The sequence below is a fragment of the Fluviicola sp. genome (assembly GCF_029266855.1).
GTDB lineage: Bacteria > Bacteroidota > Bacteroidia > Flavobacteriales_D > Crocinitomicaceae > Fluviicola.
The window spans coordinates 311,666-325,991 of record NZ_JAQSWB010000003.1; the positions used below are offsets into that span (position 1 = coordinate 311,666).

Here is a 14,326-nt window from a genome sequence, read left to right on the forward strand (position 1 = left end):
CGAGTAATGAGCCAGAAAATTAGAATTAAATTAAAGTCGTACGACCATAACTTGGTTGACAAATCGGCGGAAAAAATCGTTAAAACGGTTAAAGCAACAGGAGCAGTAGTTAGTGGTCCAATTCCACTTCCAACTCACAAACGTATTTACACTGTATTACGTTCTCCACACGTTAACAAAAAAGCGCGTGAGCAGTTCGAATTGTGTTCTTATAAGCGTTTGTTGGACATCTACAGTTCTTCTTCTAAAACTGTTGATGCGTTGATGAGATTAGAACTTCCTTCAGGAGTTGATGTAGAAATTAAAGTGTGATGACCCGGCAGTAGTCCCGATAATCCTATCGGGACACTGCGGATACCATCACTTTAATAATTTATAATTTATAATTAGTAAAGTATGCCTGGAATTATTGGTAAAAAAATCGGAATGACTAGCGTCTACAGTGCCGAGGGTAAGGCAACACCATGCACAGTAATAGAAGCTGGTCCTTGTGTAGTAACTCAGGTTAAGACACAAGATCGAGATGGGTACGAGGCAATTCAATTGGGATTCGGAGAGCGTAAAGAAAGAAACACTCCGAACGCATTGAAAGGTCATTTCAAAAAAGCTAAAACAACACCAAAATCAAAATTGGTAGAGTTTAAAGGTTTTGACGGACTTAATCTTGGAGATGTAGTAGATGCGACAATCTTCGAAGAAGGAGAATTTGTTGGAGTAGCTGGAACATCTAAAGGAAAAGGTTTTCAAGGAGTTGTTAAACGTCACAATTTTGGTGGTGTTGGACAATCGACTCACGGTCAGCATAACCGTTTGCGTGCTCCGGGTTCAATTGGTGCTTGTTCATATCCTGCACGTGTATTCAAAGGAATGCGTATGGCTGGACAAATGGGTAACAAACGCGTAACAGTGGAGAACTTAGAGGTATTGCGAATTTTGGCTGACAAAAATTTAATCGTAGTTAAGGGTTCTATTCCAGGACCTAAAGGTTCAACCGTAACAATTCAGAAATAATGGAAGTAAAAGTAATTGATAGCAAAGGAAAGGCTACTTCCAAAAAGGTAACCTTGTCTGACGGAATTTTTGGAATAGAACCAAATGATCACGCAATTTATTTAGATGTGAAGCAACACCTGGCAAATCGTCGTCAGGGAACTCACAAGTCTAAAGAAAGAGCTGAGATATCTGGATCTACCAGAAAGATTAAAAAACAAAAAGGTACGGGTGGTGCTCGTGCTGGTAGTGTTAAATCTGGTACTCGTGTAGGAGGTGGACGTATTTTCGGACCACGCCCACGTAACTACCACTTCAAATTGAATATCAAGTTAAAGCGTTTGGCACGTAAATCTGCTTTCGCATACAAAGCAAAACTGGATTCAATTTTAGTAGTGGAGGATGTAGCTCTTACAACACCAAAAACAGCAGAATTCAAATCGATGTTATCGAACTTGAACTTGTTAAACGAGAAGGTGTTGATGATCGTTGGAGCGGGTAATGACAATGTTTACTTGTCTTCACGTAACCTACAACGCGTTAAGGTTGTATCTGCTGATTCGGTTAACACATATGATGTGTTGAATGCGAAGAAAGTTGTATTAACAGAAAGTTCAATCGAAGTAATCGAAAAGATTCTAAATTAATTGATGATGAGTACTATTATCAAAAAGCCAATTATAACAGAAAAAGCAACTGCCGCTAATGACAGAGGTAGTTTTGCTTTCGAAGTTGATCGCAAGGCGAATAAATTGGAAATTAAAAGCGCTGTCGAAAAGATGTACGGAGTTCACGTTGTGAATGTACGCACACTCACTTATGGCGGTGGAAAACCCTCTACGAAATTTACGAATAGAGGTGTCGTTGAGCAAAAGAGTCGCGTATGGAAAAAAGCCATCGTAACCGTTGCTGCAGGAGAAACGATTGATTTGTTTAATAATTTTTAAGTAAAAACTGATGAGTCTTAGAAAATTTCAGCCTATTACTCCAGGGCAAAGACACAAGATCAACAGTACGTATGCTGAAGTAACAACGAACGTTCCTGAAAAGAGCTTAGTTGCGAAGAAAAGCAAGTCTGGTGGTCGTAACAATGATGGTCGTATGACCATGCGTTACATCGGTGGTGGACACAAGCAAAAGTATCGTATCATTGACTTTAAACGCGACAAGCACGGAGTGCCAGCGGTAGTAAAGACAATTGAATATGATCCAAACAGAACTGCGCGTATCGCGTTGCTTTATTATGTGGATGGAGAGAAACGTTACATCGTTGCTCCAGAAGGATTGAAAGTTGGTGATACAATCGTTTCAGGTGCAGGTGCCACTCCAAATGTTGGAAACGCATTATTTTTATCCGATGTTCCTCTTGGATCTGTGATCCATAACATTGAGTTGCAGCCTGGAAAAGGTGGAGCAATTGCTCGTGGAGCAGGAACATATGCTCAATTGAACGCTCGTGACGGTCGCTTTGCGATTATCAAATTGCCTTCTGGTGAGACTCGTATGATTTTGACTACTTGTATGGCAACTATGGGTGCTGTATCGAATGGAGAACATTCATTAGTAGTTTCTGGTAAAGCTGGTCGCTCACGCTGGCTGGGTCGTCGTCCACGTGTACGTGGTGTTGTGATGAACCCGGTAGATCACCCGATGGGTGGTGGTGAAGGGCGTAACGCCGGTGGTCACCCTCGTTCACGTAATGGTATGCCTGCTAAGGGATACAAAACGCGTTCGAAAAAGAAGTATTCAGATAAGTTTATCATCGAGAGAAGAAAGAAATAAGGTATGAGTCGTTCGTTGAAAAAACCACCTTTTGTACACTATAAGTTGACAAAAAGAGTGGACGCAGCACAAGAAAGCGGAAGCAAAGCAGTTATCAAAACATGGTCGCGCGCTTCTACAATCACTCCTGACATGGTTGGGTTGACGTTTGCAGTGCATAACGGGAATAAGTTTATTCCTGTGTTTGCAACAGAGAACATGGTTGGACACAAGTTAGGGGAGTTTTCTCCAACTCGTAACTTCCGTGGTCATGGTGCTAACAAAAAGGATAAAAAAAGATAGTTTAAAATTCAAGTGACATGGGCGCTAGAAAGAAATTAAGAGCTGATCAAATTAAGGAAGAGAATAAGTCAATAGCTTTTGCTAAGTTGAATAATTCTCCGATTTCTCCTCGTAAGATGAGATTGGTTGCAGATCTTGTAAGAGGAGTTGAAGTAAATAAAGCTCTAAACATATTGCAACACAATGCGAAAGACGCATCGTTAAGTTTATCCAAGTTATTGCGTTCAGCAATTGCTAACTGGGAAGCTAAAAACGAGGGTAAGAGCATTGAGGATGAAAAATTAGTGGTGAAATCTATCGAAGTAGGTAGCGCAGGAATGTTGAAACGTATTCAAACTGCTCCTCAAGGTAGAGCTTACCGAGTTCGTAAAAGATCAAACCACGTGACTATCGTTGTCGATGGTTCAAAATAATTGAAGGAAAATGGGACAAAAAACAAATCCAATTGGAAATAGATTAGGTTTCATCCACGGATGGGAGTCTAACTGGTACGGTGGAGATAATTACAAAGATAAGATCATTGAAGATGATAAAATCCGTAAGTATTTACACGCCCGTTTATCCAGAGCAAGTATTTCGAAAATCATCATCGAGCGCACCCTCAAGCTCGTTACTGTAACAATCAACACGGCTCGTCCGGGAGTGATTATCGGTAAAGGTGGTCAAGAAGTAGACAAATTGAAAGAGGAGTTAAAAAAATTGACGAAAAAAGAGATTCAGATCAACATTTTCGAAGTGAAACGTCCGGAATTGGATGCTCGCTTGGTAGCTGATGGAATCGCTCGTCAAATTGAAGCTCGTATTTCATTTCGTCGCGCAATCAAGATGTCTATCGGTTCAACCATGCGAATGGGTGCTGAAGGGATCAAAGTGAAAATTTCAGGTCGTTTGAATGGAGCTGAAATGGCTCGTTCAGAGATGTACAAAGATGGACGTACTCCGTTACATACGTTCAGAGCTGATATCGATTATGCAGTAGGAGAGGCATTAACTACTTACGGTTTGATCGGGATCAAAGTATGGATCTGCAAAGGTGAAGTTTACGGTCGTCGTGATCTTTCTCCAAATGTTGGAATGGCTGCTCAGGGAGCGAAAGGTGGTGCGCCATCCGGAGACCGTGATAGAGGCAATCGTCGTCCGGCTGGAAAAGGCGGAAACCGTAAAAAGAAGTAAAAACACATTTAAAATTTTCAGAAGATGTTATCTCCAAAGAGAACCAAATTTAGAAGAGTTCAAAAAGGTCGTAATCGTGGTGAAGCACAACGCGGAGCTACAATTGCATTCGGATCTTTTGGACTAAAAACATTGGAGCCAGGATGGATTACATCACGCCAGATCGAAGCGTCTCGTATCGCGGTAACGCGATTCATGAAACGTGAAGGTAAGGTGTGGATTCGTATCTTCCCTGACAAACCGATCACATCGAAGCCTGCAGAGGTTCGTATGGGTAAAGGTAAGGGAGCTCCTAGTCACTGGGTGGCAGTTGTTAGACCAGGTCGTATTATGTTCGAAGCTGATGGAGTTCCTTATGAAGTTGCTAAGGAAGCACTTCGTTTAGCTGCTCAAAAACTTCCAGTAAAATGTAAGTTCATCGTTCGTAACGATTATGTTGTACCAGGAAAATAAGAGAAGATGAAACAACAAGAAATTAGTAAACTTTCAGTTGATGATTTGAAAAAGCAAGTGTCAAGCGAAACGGAAAAATTGGCGAAAATGAAATTAGGACATACAGTGACTCCACTTGAGAATCCGATTCAGATCCGCGACGTTCGCAAGCATATTGCTCGTTTAAATACAGAATTGAGAAAACGTGAAATTCAAGCTTAAAGGCTTGAAGTAAAAAGAAGCTTGAAATGGAAAAGCGTAATTTAAGAAAAGAACGTATTGGGACTGTTACCAGCGATAAGATGGAAAAATCTATCGTAGTTTCTGTAGAAAGAAAAGTAAAACACCCGAAATATGGTAAGTTCGTCAAAAAAACTACTAAATTTGTGGCCCACGATGAAAATAACGATTGTAACATTGGTGACACCGTTAAGATCATGGAGACTCGTCCCTTGTCTAAAAACAAGAATTGGAGATTAGTAGAAATTTTAGAAAGAGCTAAATAATAATTAGTTGCAATGATACAACAAGAATCAAGACTTGCAGTTGCGGATAACTCCGGAGCAAAAGAGGTGTTATGTATCCGCGTATTAGGCGGGACAAAACGTCGCTATGCTTCAGTAGGAGATAAGATCGTAGTAGCTGTTAAGAGCGCAATGCCCTCTGGAGCCGTAAAAAAAGGATCGGTTGCCAAGGCGGTTGTTGTAAGAACACGTAAGGAGGTTCGCCGACCAGACGGTTCTTACATTCGTTTCGATGATAACGCTTGCGTTATCTTGAATCAGGCGGGGGAGATGAGAGGAACCCGTATTTTTGGACCAGTAGCTCGTGAGCTTCGTGAAAACAATTACATGAAAATTGTTTCACTTGCTCCCGAAGTACTTTAATTAGTGAAGTCATGCAAAAGAAATTACACATCAAAGTAGGCGACACTGTTAAAGTATTAAGCGGTGAGTCTAGAGGTCAAGAAGGAACAGTATTGACTATTGACAGAAACAAAGAACGTGCTACCGTAGGTGGTGTGAACATGGTAAAACGTCACACAAAACCAAGTGCGTCCGAGCCACAAGGCGGAATCGTCGAAAAAGAAGGAACTATTCATATTTCCAACTTAATGGTGGTTGTTAAAGGACAAGCTAGTCGCACCGGCCGTAAGGAAGATGCTAAAGGTAAGTTAGTTCGTTATTCTAAAAAATCAGGAGAGGAGATCAAGTAATGAGTTATTCACCAAGATTAAAAAAACAGTACAGAGAGGAAATCATTCCTGCACTTACTGAGAAATTTGGGTACAAAACCATTATGCGTGTACCTAGATTACAAAAAATTGTTATCAGCCAAGGATTGGGTGATGCAGTTGCTGATAAGAAAATCGTTGACAATGCGGTTGCAGATGTTTCTCGCATCGCAGGTCAAAGAGCAGTAGCTACGATGTCTAAGAAAGACGTTTCGAACTTTAAATTACGTAAAGGAATGCCAATTGGTACGAAAGTTACTTTACGTGGTGATAAAATGTACGACTTCTTAGATCGTTTCATCTCTGTTGCTTTGCCTCGTACACGTGATTTCCGCGGAATTAACGCAAAAGGATTTGACGGTCGTGGTAACTTCAACTTAGGAGTTAAAGAGCATATCATTTTCCCTGAAATCGATATCGACAAGGTAAGTAAGATTTTAGGAATGGATATCACTTTTGTTACATCAGCTGAAAGCGACGAAGAAGGAAGAGCATTGCTTGACGCATTCGGATTCCCTTTCATAAAAAAATAAGAAGATGGCTAAGGAATCAATGAAAGCGCGTGAGCGCAAAAGAGAAAAAATGGTAGCTAAATACGCAGCAAAAAGAGCTGAGTTGAAAGCTGCCGGAGATTGGGATGCATTACAACAATTGCCTGCGAACTCATCTAAAGTTCGCGTACACAATCGTTGTGGTTTAACTGGTCGTCCTCGTGGTTATATGCGTCAATTTGGTGTTTCACGTGTTACTTTCCGTGAAATGGCATTGGCTGGTAAAATCCCGGGAGTTAAAAAAGCAAGTTGGTAAAAGTCTCTGTCAGTTGACAGATTGAAACTCTACCGAGTAATTAATAAAAGAAAAAGGACATGTATACAGATCCTATTGCAGATTTTCTTACACGAATTCGTAACGCGAGTATGGCTCGTTTGAAAACAGTTGAAATTCCTGGTTCAAACACAAAGCGTGCTATGACAGCAATCTTGTTTGATCAAGGTTATATCGCGAATTACAAATTCGAAGAAGATGACAAACAAGGTGTGATTAAAATCGCATTGAAGTACAACCAATCAACAAAAGTTCCGGCGATTACTAAGATAGACCGTGCGTCTCGTCCAGGTCTTCGCAAGTACTCCAGCGCATCAGAAATGCCGCGTGTATTGAATGGTTTGGGAATCGCTATCGTTTCTACTTCTCGTGGAGTAATCACGGATAAAGAAGCAAGAAAAGAAAACGTTGGTGGAGAAGTTCTCTGCTACGTATATTAAATTAATGTAGAGATGCAGATTGTGTGAAGTTCGCTTCATCTTTCGTAATCCATAATTAAAAAAGTAATGTCAAGGATAGGTAAATCCCCAGTAACAATCCCGAGTGGAGTTGAAGTAAAAGTGAACGGTACTACAGTTACCGTTAAAGGTCCGAAAGGAGAACTGACACAAGAAATTGATTCTTGTATAACAATCCAGATTGAAGATTCAACAATCACTTTTAGCCGCGCGTCTGATGCGCCAGATCATAGAGCAAAACACGGTTTATACCGTTCGCTTTTGTTTAACATGATAGCTGGAGTATCCGAAGGGTTCAAAAAGGAGTTAGAAGTAATCGGTGTAGGTTACCGTGCAACAGCAACTGGTCAGCAGTTGGAGTTAGCATTAGGTTATTCTCACCCGATTGTTATCGAGCTTCCTAAAGAAATTAAGGTATCTGCAGATACTCAAAAGGGTAAGGCACCATTGGTAACATTGGAGTCTTACGATAAACAACTTTTGGGCCAGGTTGCTGCCAAAATTCGTTCCCTTCGTAAACCAGAGCCGTATAAAGGAAAAGGTATTCGCTTCTTGGGCGAAGAGATTAGAAGAAAAGCTGGTAAATCTGCAGGTAAAAAATAATTTTAAAAGTTATGGCATTTAGTAAATTAAACAGAAGAGCAAAAATTAAGAGAAGAATCAGAAAGAAAATTTCTGGTACTACTTCAGTGCCTCGTCTATCTGTGTTCCGTTCAAACAAGCAAATTTATGCTCAGTTGATCGACGATACAAAAGGCGTTACATTGGTCGCTGCTTCTTCTTACAAAAACAAAGCTGCTGATAAGAAAAACAAATCTGATCAGGCTGCTGTTGTAGGAAAAGAAATCGCTTCTAAAGCGGTTAAAGCTGGCGTAGAAACAGTTGTATTTGATCGTAACGGGTATTTATACCACGGTCGTGTTAAATCATTAGCTGATTCAGCTAGAGAAGGTGGACTTAAATTTTAATCATCATGGCAGCAATTATAGGAAATAGAGTAAAAGCCTCTGATATAGAGCTTAAAGATAAATTGGTATCTGTGAACCGTGTGACTAAAGTAACAAAAGGTGGTCGTACATTCAGTTTCTCAGCTATCGTAGTTGTTGGGGATGAAAACGGTATCGTAGGTCATGGTCTTGGAAAGGCAAAAGAAGTAACAGAAGCGATTACAAAAGGAATCGATGATGCGAAAAAGAACCTTATTAAAGTTCCGATCTTACGAGGTACAGTTCCTCACGCTCAAAAAGGAAAATTCGGTGGTGCAGAAGTTTTATTGAAACCTGCAACAAATGGTACAGGAGTTATCGCTGGTGGTGCGATGCGTGCAGTTTTAGAATCTGTAGGTGTTCACAACGTATTGGCAAAATCTCAAGGATCATCCAATCCACATAACGTTGTTAAAGCAACAATCAATGCATTGGCGTCTATGCGCGATGCAGCAGCTGTTGCACGTCAACGTGGAATTAGTATGGACAAAGTGTTTAACGGTTAATAAAAAATAGTATGGCAACAATTAAAATAAAACAAGTTCGCAGTGCTATCAAACGCCCGGCTCGTCAGAAAAAGACGATCATTGCGTTAGGATTTAGCCGTTTGAACCAAGTAATTGAGAAAGAAGCAACTCCGCAAATTCTTGGCATGATCAAGAAAGTTGAGCATTTGGTACAAGTTGTAGATTAATACTTTAAAACGAATTATCCATGAATTTAAATAATTTAACGCCTGCGAAAGGATCCGTTCTATCTGATAAGAGAATTGGTCGTGGACACGGTTCTGGTGGCGGTGGTACTGCTACGCGCGGTCACAAAGGAGCGAAATCTCGTTCTGGTTATTCTAAGAAAATTGGATTCGAAGGGGGACAAATGCCGTTACAACGACGTGTTCCTAAGTTCGGATTCAAAAACATCAACAGAGTTGAATACAAAGCAATCAATTTGGATGCTATTCAATCTATTGTTGAACGTAAGAATATAACTGATATTACTATCGAAGTACTACGTGAAAACGGTTTGGTATCTCGCAATGACCTGGTAAAAATCCTTGGTCGCGGAGAGCTTAAAACTAAAGTAACAGTAAGTGCTCACAAGTTTTCTTCTTCTGCAAAAGCAGGAATTGAAGCTCAAGGTGGTAGTATTTCAGAAATCTAATTAACTTTGCCGACATTTTTTTTATGAAACGGTTTATACAAAACATAAAAAACATCTGGAAAGTAGAAGAGTTAAGGAAGCGTATCTTATTGACGCTTTTCTTAATTCTTGTATACCGTATCGGATCGTTTATCATGTTACCTGGCGTGAATGCTGAGGCTGTAATGGCTAATGCATCCAGCAAAGGAGGTGACAACGTGCTTGAATCATTGTTATCGATGTTCTCAGGGGGTGGATTTACCAACGTGTCAATCATGGCACTGGGGATCATGCCTTACATTAGTGCATCGATTATTATGCAATTACTGGGAATGGCTGTACCGGCTGTTCAGAAAATGCAGAACGAAGGTGAATCTGGCAGAAAACAAATCAATACGTATACTCGCGTACTTACAATTATAATTTGTGCTGTTCAGGCACCAAGTTATATTTCATTGTATGCGTCTAGTATTAAAGGTGCATTGCCTGCCGATCAATCCATGTTATGGTGGACAACGGCAGTGTCTTGTATGGTTGCCGGTTCAATGTTTGCTGTATGGTTAGGTGAGCGCATTACAGATAAGGGAATTGGGAATGGTATTTCATTATTGATTACCGTAGGGATCTTATCCCGTCTCCCATCGTCTTTCCTTGCTGAAATGGCTGCTAACAAAGATTTCCCGCTTAAGATTGTTTTGGAGATCATCGTATTCATGCTTATTGTACTTGGAACAATCCTTATTGTTCAGGGGGTACGTAAAGTTCCTTTAAACACTGCAAAACGTGTTGTAGGAGCAAGAGCTGTGGATGAGCAGGGTGCCAGAAATTATTTGCCTTTGAAGGTGAATGCTTCAGGTGTAATGCCAATCATTTTCGCCCAGGCGATTATGACTATTCCCGTGATGATTTTCTCTCAGCAAGATCCCAAAGGGGGAGGAAGTGTTATTCAATATGCTTTAGGTGATACACATGGTATTCCTTATAACGCATTGTTGGCGCTTTTGATTATCGTATTTACGTACTTCTACACTGCAATTATGATCAACCCACGTAAAATGGCTGATGATTTAAAGCGCAGTGGAGGCTTTATCCCGGGTGTTCGCCCAGGAGATGAGACTGCTGAGTATATCGACTCGCTGGTATCCCGCATTACTTTGCCAGGATCTATGTTCCTTGCATTGATTGCAATCCTGCCTTCGATAGCATATGCTTGTAATATTACTTCTGGTTTTGAGTATTTCTTCGGAGGAACTTCGTTGTTAATCATGGTGGGAGTAGTTTTAGATACCCTTCAACAAATTGAGTCTTATTTATTGAATCGTCATATGGATGGTTTGATGGAAGGTTCACGAGTTAGAGGAAGAAGAAGTGTAAACGAAATGTCATCAGGTTTCTAGATTATGGCTAAACAGGCATCAATAGAACAAGACGGAACGATCATCGAAGCATTGTCAAATGCAATGTTTCGTGTCGAATTGGAGAATGGACACGTCATTACGGCGCACATTTCAGGAAAAATGAGAATGTTTTACATTAAGATTTTACCTGGTGACCGTGTAAAGGTGGAAATGTCTCCATATGATTTAACTAAAGGACGTATTTCTTTCCGCTACAAATAATTTGTAAGAAAGAACTCCGATAAAAAAGCAAAATATGAAAGTAAGAGCTTCAGTAAAAAAACGATCTGTAGATTGCAAGATTGTGAAGAGAAAAGGAAGAGTTTACGTGATTAACAAAAAGAATCCTAAACTAAAACAAAGACAAGGGTAATTATGGCACGTATCGCAGGTATTGATCTACCAAAAAACAAGAGAGGTGTAATCGGTTTGACATACATCTTTGGAATTGGTCGTAGCACGGCTAAGAAAGTACTAGTTAATAATGGAATTGATGAAAACATCAAAGTACAAGATTGGAATGACGATCAGATTGCTTTGATTCGTACATCTATTTCAGAGATTAAGACAGAAGGACAATTGCGTTCTGAGATCCAATTGAACATTAAACGTTTGATGGACATCGGATGTACACGTGGAATTCGTCACCGTGCTGGTCTTCCATTGAGAGGTCAACGTACGAAAAACAACTCTCGTACTAGAAAAGGTAGAAGAAAAACAGTTGCTAACAAGAAAAAAGCAACTAAATAATAGTTAGAAATGGCAAAAGCAAATCAAAAGAAGAAGAAAAACGTCAAAGTAGACGCGGCGGGTGAAGCGCATATTCAAGCTACCTTCAACAACGTGATTATTTCTTTGACGAACAACGCAGGTCAAGTTATTTCTTGGTCTTCCGCTGGAAAAATGGGCTTCAAAGGTTCTAAAAAGAACACTCCATATGCTGCACAAATTGCTGCTGAGGATGCATCTAAAGAAGCACATGACTTCGGATTACGTAGAGTGCGTGTATTTGTGAAGGGACCAGGTGCTGGTCGTGAATCAGCAATACGTGCGATTCACAATCATGGTATCGAGGTAATCGAGATCATTGATGTAACTCCACTTCCGCACAATGGTTGTCGTCCACCAAAAAGACGTCGCGTTTAATAATAGTAATTTAATCTTAAGGGGAAAAAATGATTATCGAAGGACAAGCCTTAATTCATAATCCCCCTTTTATAGTTTTATAGTATGGCAAGATATACAGGCCCAAAATCGAAAATTGCCCGTCGTTTTCGCGACCCAATTTTCGGTCCAGATAAATCTCTGGACAAAAGACAGTACGGACCGGGACAACACGGACCGAACAAACGTAGAGGAGGAAAACAATCGGAATATGCGATTCAGTTAACTGAAAAGCAAAAAGCGAAGTACACTTACGGAATTTTAGAGCGTCAATTCTCTAATTTGTTTAAAAAAGCACAACGCATGAAAGGTATTACAGGTGAAAACTTGTTGCAATTATGTGAAATGCGTTTAGATAACACTGTATTCCGTTTAGGAATTGCTCCTTCTCGTCGTGCTGCTCGTCAGTTGGTAACTCACAGACACATTGTAGTAAATGGTGATGTGGTAAACATTCCATCTTATACTTTACGTATCGGAGATGTTGTAAGCGTTCGTGAAAAGTCAAAATCGTTAGAAGCAATTACTTCTTCGTTGACTACATCAACAAACAAGCGTTACGATTGGTTAGATTGGGATTCAGCTTCAAAAACCGGAAAGTTCTTAAGCATTCCTTCTCGTGATATGATTCCTGAGAATATCAAGGAACAATTAATCGTCGAATTATACTCTAAGTAATAAATCATATTGAAGCACAGCTAAAGGGTTTGATTGACTTTCTTCAATCTTTCAAACCGCGCAACTGTGAAACAATTAAAAGAAGAAAAAAATGGCAATTTTAGATTTTCAAAAGCCTGACAAGGTAATAATGATTCAGTCGGATGAGCGCAAGGGACAATTTGAATTTCGTCCTCTTGAACCTGGCTATGGAATTACAGTAGGAAACGCATTGCGTCGTATCTTACTTTCTTCTTTAGAAGGTTATGCTATTTCTTCTGTGCGTATCGAAGGTGTAGACCACGAGTTCGCAACGTTGAAAGGTATCGTTGAAGACGTAACTGAAATCGTATTGAATTTGAAACAAGTTCGCTTCAAACAACAAATCGAAGGTACAGATAACGAAACAGTTGTTGTTTCTATATCCGGCCAAGATAAGTTGACTGCTGGTGACTTAGGTAAATTCACTTCCGGATTCCAGGTTTTGAACCCGGATTTAGTGATCTGTAACATGGAATCTTCTGTGAAATTGGAGATGGAACTTACAATCGTTAAAGGTCGTGGTTACCTTCCTGCTGAAGAGAACAAAACAGGTAATTCACCATTTGGAACGATTTTTATCGATTCAATTTTTACTCCGGTTGTAAACGTTAAATACACGATTGAAAATTACCGTGTAGAACAAAAAACGGATTACGAGAAACTGGTTTTGGAATTGACTACAGATGGTTCAATTCATCCGAAAGATGCCTTGAAAGAAGCTGCAAAAATCTTGATCCATCACTTTATGTTGTTCTCAGATGAGCGTATCACTTTAGATAGTGAGGTGAAATCTGAAACTGAAGAGTTTGATGAGACATCTTTGCATATGCGTCAATTGTTGAAAACAAAATTAGTGGATATGGACCTTTCGGTTCGTGCTCTAAATTGTTTGAAAGCAGCAGATGTTGAAACACTTGGTGACTTGGTTTCTTACAACAAGAACGACTTATTGAAGTTCCGTAACTTCGGTAAGAAATCATTGACTGAATTGGAAGACTTAGTAGATTCTAAAGGATTGAACTTCGGAATGAATGTAGCTAAGTACAAATTAGATAAAGACTAGAATCGCAGATACAATTTAATAATGTCGTAATAGGTGGTAAGAACGATGCGATTATAGTTCTTACTAACCGTTACTTACGAAATTTCAAGAAAAATGAGACACGGTAAAAAATTCAATCATTTAGGTAGAAAAACTGCGCACAGAGGTGCAATGTTGTCTAATATGGCTTGTTCGTTAATCGAACACAAACGTATTTCAACTACAATCGCTAAAGCAAAAGCTTTGCGTGTATATGTTGAACCTATTTTGACTAAATCAAAAGACGATACAACACACAATCGTCGTACAACTTTCTCTTACTTAAAAAGTAAAGAAGCTGTTACTGAGCTTTTCAGAACAATTGCTCCGAAAATTGCTGACCGTCCGGGAGGATACACTCGTATTATCCGTACAGGTTACCGTTTAGGTGATAACGCTGAAATGTGTTTGATCGAGTTGGTTGACTTCAATGAAGTTTACACAGCTGGTGAGAAGAAAACAACAACACGTCGTTCTCGTCGTGGTGGTTCAACTGCTAAGAAAGCGGATGCAGCTCCGGTTGCTGAAGTAGCAGAAGAAGCAGTAGTTGTTGAAGAAGTGAAAGCGGAAGAAGTTGCTCCGGCAACAGAAACACCTGCTGAAAACAACGAAAAAACTGACGAAACTTCAACAGAAGAGTCGGAAGAAAAATAAGATTTTCGAATCGGAAAGGAATGGACAGT

General features: G+C 39.9%; 29 protein-coding genes. All 29 read left to right on the forward strand.

What is annotated here, in order from left to right:
- Positions 1-6: 6 nt before the first annotated feature.
- The 29 genes from rpsJ to rplQ all read left to right on the forward strand — a co-directional run bounded on the left by rpsJ (position 7) and on the right by rplQ (position 14,297).
- Positions 7-312: a 30S ribosomal protein S10 gene (rpsJ, locus tag K0S23_RS10010; RefSeq protein ID WP_013685556.1), complete on the forward strand. Its 306-nt coding sequence runs from the start codon at positions 7-9 to the stop codon at positions 310-312.
- A gap of 84 nt (positions 313-396) precedes the next feature.
- Positions 397-1,011, forward strand: coding sequence for a 50S ribosomal protein L3 (gene rplC, locus K0S23_RS10015; protein ID WP_300356758.1), 615 nt, complete (start codon positions 397-399; stop codon positions 1,009-1,011).
- On the forward strand, positions 1,011-1,637 hold the full coding sequence (gene rplD, locus K0S23_RS10020) for a 50S ribosomal protein L4 (protein WP_300356760.1): 627 nt from the start codon (positions 1,011-1,013) through the stop codon (positions 1,635-1,637). The genes rplC and rplD overlap by 1 nt, the downstream gene beginning before the upstream one ends.
- Before the next feature lie 6 nt (positions 1,638-1,643).
- Positions 1,644-1,937, forward strand: coding sequence for a 50S ribosomal protein L23 (gene rplW, locus K0S23_RS10025; RefSeq protein ID WP_300356762.1), 294 nt, complete (start codon positions 1,644-1,646; stop codon positions 1,935-1,937).
- 10 nt (positions 1,938-1,947) lie between these two features.
- Positions 1,948-2,772: a 50S ribosomal protein L2 gene (gene rplB, locus K0S23_RS10030; protein WP_300356764.1), complete on the forward strand. Its 825-nt coding sequence runs from the start codon at positions 1,948-1,950 to the stop codon at positions 2,770-2,772.
- A 3-nt stretch (positions 2,773-2,775) separates the two neighbouring features.
- A complete protein-coding gene (gene rpsS / locus K0S23_RS10035; RefSeq protein WP_300356766.1) occupies positions 2,776-3,054 on the forward strand; it encodes a 30S ribosomal protein S19 in 279 nt (92 codons plus the stop codon).
- A gap of 17 nt (positions 3,055-3,071) precedes the next feature.
- Positions 3,072-3,467: a 50S ribosomal protein L22 gene (gene rplV / locus K0S23_RS10040; protein WP_300356768.1), complete on the forward strand. Its 396-nt coding sequence runs from the start codon at positions 3,072-3,074 to the stop codon at positions 3,465-3,467.
- A gap of 10 nt (positions 3,468-3,477) precedes the next feature.
- Positions 3,478-4,227, forward strand: coding sequence for a 30S ribosomal protein S3 (gene rpsC, locus K0S23_RS10045; RefSeq protein ID WP_300356770.1), 750 nt, complete (start codon positions 3,478-3,480; stop codon positions 4,225-4,227).
- A 24-nt stretch (positions 4,228-4,251) separates the two neighbouring features.
- Positions 4,252-4,680, forward strand: coding sequence for a 50S ribosomal protein L16 (gene rplP, locus K0S23_RS10050; RefSeq protein WP_300356772.1), 429 nt, complete (start codon positions 4,252-4,254; stop codon positions 4,678-4,680).
- Between the two features lie 6 nt (positions 4,681-4,686).
- On the forward strand, positions 4,687-4,881 hold the full coding sequence (rpmC, locus tag K0S23_RS10055) for a 50S ribosomal protein L29 (RefSeq protein WP_300356774.1): 195 nt from the start codon (positions 4,687-4,689) through the stop codon (positions 4,879-4,881).
- Positions 4,882-4,907: 26 nt separating this feature from the next.
- On the forward strand, positions 4,908-5,165 hold the full coding sequence (gene rpsQ / locus K0S23_RS10060; RefSeq protein WP_124747812.1) for a 30S ribosomal protein S17: 258 nt from the start codon (positions 4,908-4,910) through the stop codon (positions 5,163-5,165).
- 12 nt (positions 5,166-5,177) lie between these two features.
- Entirely contained in the window at positions 5,178-5,546 is a 369-nt protein-coding gene (gene rplN, locus K0S23_RS10065) for a 50S ribosomal protein L14 (protein WP_013685545.1), read from the forward strand.
- A gap of 11 nt (positions 5,547-5,557) precedes the next feature.
- Entirely contained in the window at positions 5,558-5,875 is a 318-nt protein-coding gene (gene rplX, locus K0S23_RS10070) for a 50S ribosomal protein L24 (protein ID WP_300356776.1), read from the forward strand.
- Positions 5,875-6,426 carry a 50S ribosomal protein L5 gene (gene rplE / locus K0S23_RS10075; protein WP_300356778.1) on the forward strand — a complete coding sequence of 184 codons (552 nt, stop codon included), beginning with the start codon at positions 5,875-5,877 and terminating at the stop codon, positions 6,424-6,426. The genes rplX and rplE overlap by 1 nt, the downstream gene beginning before the upstream one ends.
- A 4-nt stretch (positions 6,427-6,430) precedes the next feature.
- The gene (gene rpsN, locus K0S23_RS10080; protein ID WP_013685542.1) at positions 6,431-6,700 is read left to right on the forward strand and encodes a 30S ribosomal protein S14; all 270 of its coding nucleotides are present in this window, start codon (positions 6,431-6,433) and stop codon (positions 6,698-6,700) included.
- 59 nt (positions 6,701-6,759) lie between these two features.
- On the forward strand, positions 6,760-7,158 hold the full coding sequence (gene rpsH, locus K0S23_RS10085) for a 30S ribosomal protein S8 (RefSeq protein WP_300356780.1): 399 nt from the start codon (positions 6,760-6,762) through the stop codon (positions 7,156-7,158).
- 66 nt (positions 7,159-7,224) lie between these two features.
- Complete coding sequence (gene rplF, locus K0S23_RS10090) at positions 7,225-7,779, forward strand: 50S ribosomal protein L6 (RefSeq protein ID WP_300356782.1); 555 nt, start codon at positions 7,225-7,227, stop codon at positions 7,777-7,779.
- 11 nt (positions 7,780-7,790) lie between these two features.
- Positions 7,791-8,144, forward strand: coding sequence for a 50S ribosomal protein L18 (gene rplR, locus K0S23_RS10095; protein ID WP_300356784.1), 354 nt, complete (start codon positions 7,791-7,793; stop codon positions 8,142-8,144).
- A gap of 5 nt (positions 8,145-8,149) precedes the next feature.
- Positions 8,150-8,668 (forward strand): 30S ribosomal protein S5, encoded by a 519-nt coding sequence (gene rpsE / locus K0S23_RS10100; RefSeq protein WP_294861411.1) that lies wholly within the window; start codon positions 8,150-8,152, stop codon positions 8,666-8,668.
- 11 nt (positions 8,669-8,679) lie between these two features.
- Positions 8,680-8,856, forward strand: a complete 177-nt coding sequence (gene rpmD, locus K0S23_RS10105; protein ID WP_300356786.1) for a 50S ribosomal protein L30 — start codon at positions 8,680-8,682, stop codon at positions 8,854-8,856.
- 20 nt (positions 8,857-8,876) lie between these two features.
- Positions 8,877-9,323, forward strand: a complete 447-nt coding sequence (rplO, locus tag K0S23_RS10110) for a 50S ribosomal protein L15 (RefSeq protein ID WP_300356788.1) — start codon at positions 8,877-8,879, stop codon at positions 9,321-9,323.
- A gap of 23 nt (positions 9,324-9,346) precedes the next feature.
- Positions 9,347-10,699, forward strand: coding sequence for a preprotein translocase subunit SecY (gene secY, locus K0S23_RS10115; protein WP_300356790.1), 1,353 nt, complete (start codon positions 9,347-9,349; stop codon positions 10,697-10,699).
- Between the two features lie 3 nt (positions 10,700-10,702).
- The gene (gene infA, locus K0S23_RS10120) at positions 10,703-10,921 is read left to right on the forward strand and encodes a translation initiation factor IF-1 (protein WP_013685534.1); all 219 of its coding nucleotides are present in this window, start codon (positions 10,703-10,705) and stop codon (positions 10,919-10,921) included.
- Between the two features lie 34 nt (positions 10,922-10,955).
- Positions 10,956-11,072 carry a 50S ribosomal protein L36 gene (rpmJ, locus tag K0S23_RS10125; protein ID WP_013685533.1) on the forward strand — a complete coding sequence of 39 codons (117 nt, stop codon included), beginning with the start codon at positions 10,956-10,958 and terminating at the stop codon, positions 11,070-11,072.
- 2 nt (positions 11,073-11,074) lie between these two features.
- Positions 11,075-11,449, forward strand: coding sequence for a 30S ribosomal protein S13 (rpsM, locus tag K0S23_RS10130; protein ID WP_124744439.1), 375 nt, complete (start codon positions 11,075-11,077; stop codon positions 11,447-11,449).
- Positions 11,450-11,458: 9 nt separating this feature from the next.
- A complete protein-coding gene (gene rpsK, locus K0S23_RS10135) occupies positions 11,459-11,845 on the forward strand; it encodes a 30S ribosomal protein S11 (RefSeq protein ID WP_300356795.1) in 387 nt (128 codons plus the stop codon).
- An 84-nt stretch (positions 11,846-11,929) separates the two neighbouring features.
- Positions 11,930-12,541, forward strand: a complete 612-nt coding sequence (gene rpsD, locus K0S23_RS10140; protein ID WP_300356797.1) for a 30S ribosomal protein S4 — start codon at positions 11,930-11,932, stop codon at positions 12,539-12,541.
- A gap of 91 nt (positions 12,542-12,632) precedes the next feature.
- On the forward strand, positions 12,633-13,625 hold the full coding sequence (locus K0S23_RS10145; protein ID WP_300356799.1) for a DNA-directed RNA polymerase subunit alpha: 993 nt from the start codon (positions 12,633-12,635) through the stop codon (positions 13,623-13,625).
- A gap of 93 nt (positions 13,626-13,718) precedes the next feature.
- Complete coding sequence (rplQ, locus tag K0S23_RS10150) at positions 13,719-14,297, forward strand: 50S ribosomal protein L17 (RefSeq protein ID WP_300356801.1); 579 nt, start codon at positions 13,719-13,721, stop codon at positions 14,295-14,297.
- The last annotated feature ends 29 nt before the right edge of the window (positions 14,298-14,326 follow it).

Bases quoted from the DNA above. Each gene is read 5' to 3' on its own strand.
- rpsJ (WP_013685556.1), top strand. From the start codon at position 7: ATGAGCCAGAAAATTAGAATTAAATTAAAGTCGTACGACCATAACTTG.
- rplC (WP_300356758.1), top strand. From the start codon at position 397: ATGCCTGGAATTATTGGTAAAAAAATCGGAATGACTAGCGTCTACAGT.
- rplD (WP_300356760.1), top strand. From the start codon at position 1,011: ATGGAAGTAAAAGTAATTGATAGCAAAGGAAAGGCTACTTCCAAAAAG.
- rplW (WP_300356762.1), top strand. From the start codon at position 1,644: ATGAGTACTATTATCAAAAAGCCAATTATAACAGAAAAAGCAACTGCC.
- rplB (WP_300356764.1), top strand. From the start codon at position 1,948: ATGAGTCTTAGAAAATTTCAGCCTATTACTCCAGGGCAAAGACACAAG.
- rpsS (WP_300356766.1), top strand. From the start codon at position 2,776: ATGAGTCGTTCGTTGAAAAAACCACCTTTTGTACACTATAAGTTGACA.
- rplV (WP_300356768.1), top strand. From the start codon at position 3,072: ATGGGCGCTAGAAAGAAATTAAGAGCTGATCAAATTAAGGAAGAGAAT.
- rpsC (WP_300356770.1), top strand. From the start codon at position 3,478: ATGGGACAAAAAACAAATCCAATTGGAAATAGATTAGGTTTCATCCAC.
- rplP (WP_300356772.1), top strand. From the start codon at position 4,252: ATGTTATCTCCAAAGAGAACCAAATTTAGAAGAGTTCAAAAAGGTCGT.
- rpmC (WP_300356774.1), top strand. From the start codon at position 4,687: ATGAAACAACAAGAAATTAGTAAACTTTCAGTTGATGATTTGAAAAAG.
- rpsQ (WP_124747812.1), top strand. From the start codon at position 4,908: ATGGAAAAGCGTAATTTAAGAAAAGAACGTATTGGGACTGTTACCAGC.
- rplN (WP_013685545.1), top strand. From the start codon at position 5,178: ATGATACAACAAGAATCAAGACTTGCAGTTGCGGATAACTCCGGAGCA.
- rplX (WP_300356776.1), top strand. From the start codon at position 5,558: ATGCAAAAGAAATTACACATCAAAGTAGGCGACACTGTTAAAGTATTA.
- rplE (WP_300356778.1), top strand. From the start codon at position 5,875: ATGAGTTATTCACCAAGATTAAAAAAACAGTACAGAGAGGAAATCATT.
- rpsN (WP_013685542.1), top strand. From the start codon at position 6,431: ATGGCTAAGGAATCAATGAAAGCGCGTGAGCGCAAAAGAGAAAAAATG.
- rpsH (WP_300356780.1), top strand. From the start codon at position 6,760: ATGTATACAGATCCTATTGCAGATTTTCTTACACGAATTCGTAACGCG.
- rplF (WP_300356782.1), top strand. From the start codon at position 7,225: ATGTCAAGGATAGGTAAATCCCCAGTAACAATCCCGAGTGGAGTTGAA.
- rplR (WP_300356784.1), top strand. From the start codon at position 7,791: ATGGCATTTAGTAAATTAAACAGAAGAGCAAAAATTAAGAGAAGAATC.
- rpsE (WP_294861411.1), top strand. From the start codon at position 8,150: ATGGCAGCAATTATAGGAAATAGAGTAAAAGCCTCTGATATAGAGCTT.
- rpmD (WP_300356786.1), top strand. From the start codon at position 8,680: ATGGCAACAATTAAAATAAAACAAGTTCGCAGTGCTATCAAACGCCCG.
- rplO (WP_300356788.1), top strand. From the start codon at position 8,877: ATGAATTTAAATAATTTAACGCCTGCGAAAGGATCCGTTCTATCTGAT.
- secY (WP_300356790.1), top strand. From the start codon at position 9,347: ATGAAACGGTTTATACAAAACATAAAAAACATCTGGAAAGTAGAAGAG.
- infA (WP_013685534.1), top strand. From the start codon at position 10,703: ATGGCTAAACAGGCATCAATAGAACAAGACGGAACGATCATCGAAGCA.
- rpmJ (WP_013685533.1), top strand. From the start codon at position 10,956: ATGAAAGTAAGAGCTTCAGTAAAAAAACGATCTGTAGATTGCAAGATT.
- rpsM (WP_124744439.1), top strand. From the start codon at position 11,075: ATGGCACGTATCGCAGGTATTGATCTACCAAAAAACAAGAGAGGTGTA.
- rpsK (WP_300356795.1), top strand. From the start codon at position 11,459: ATGGCAAAAGCAAATCAAAAGAAGAAGAAAAACGTCAAAGTAGACGCG.
- rpsD (WP_300356797.1), top strand. From the start codon at position 11,930: ATGGCAAGATATACAGGCCCAAAATCGAAAATTGCCCGTCGTTTTCGC.
- K0S23_RS10145 (WP_300356799.1), top strand. From the start codon at position 12,633: ATGGCAATTTTAGATTTTCAAAAGCCTGACAAGGTAATAATGATTCAG.
- rplQ (WP_300356801.1), top strand. From the start codon at position 13,719: ATGAGACACGGTAAAAAATTCAATCATTTAGGTAGAAAAACTGCGCAC.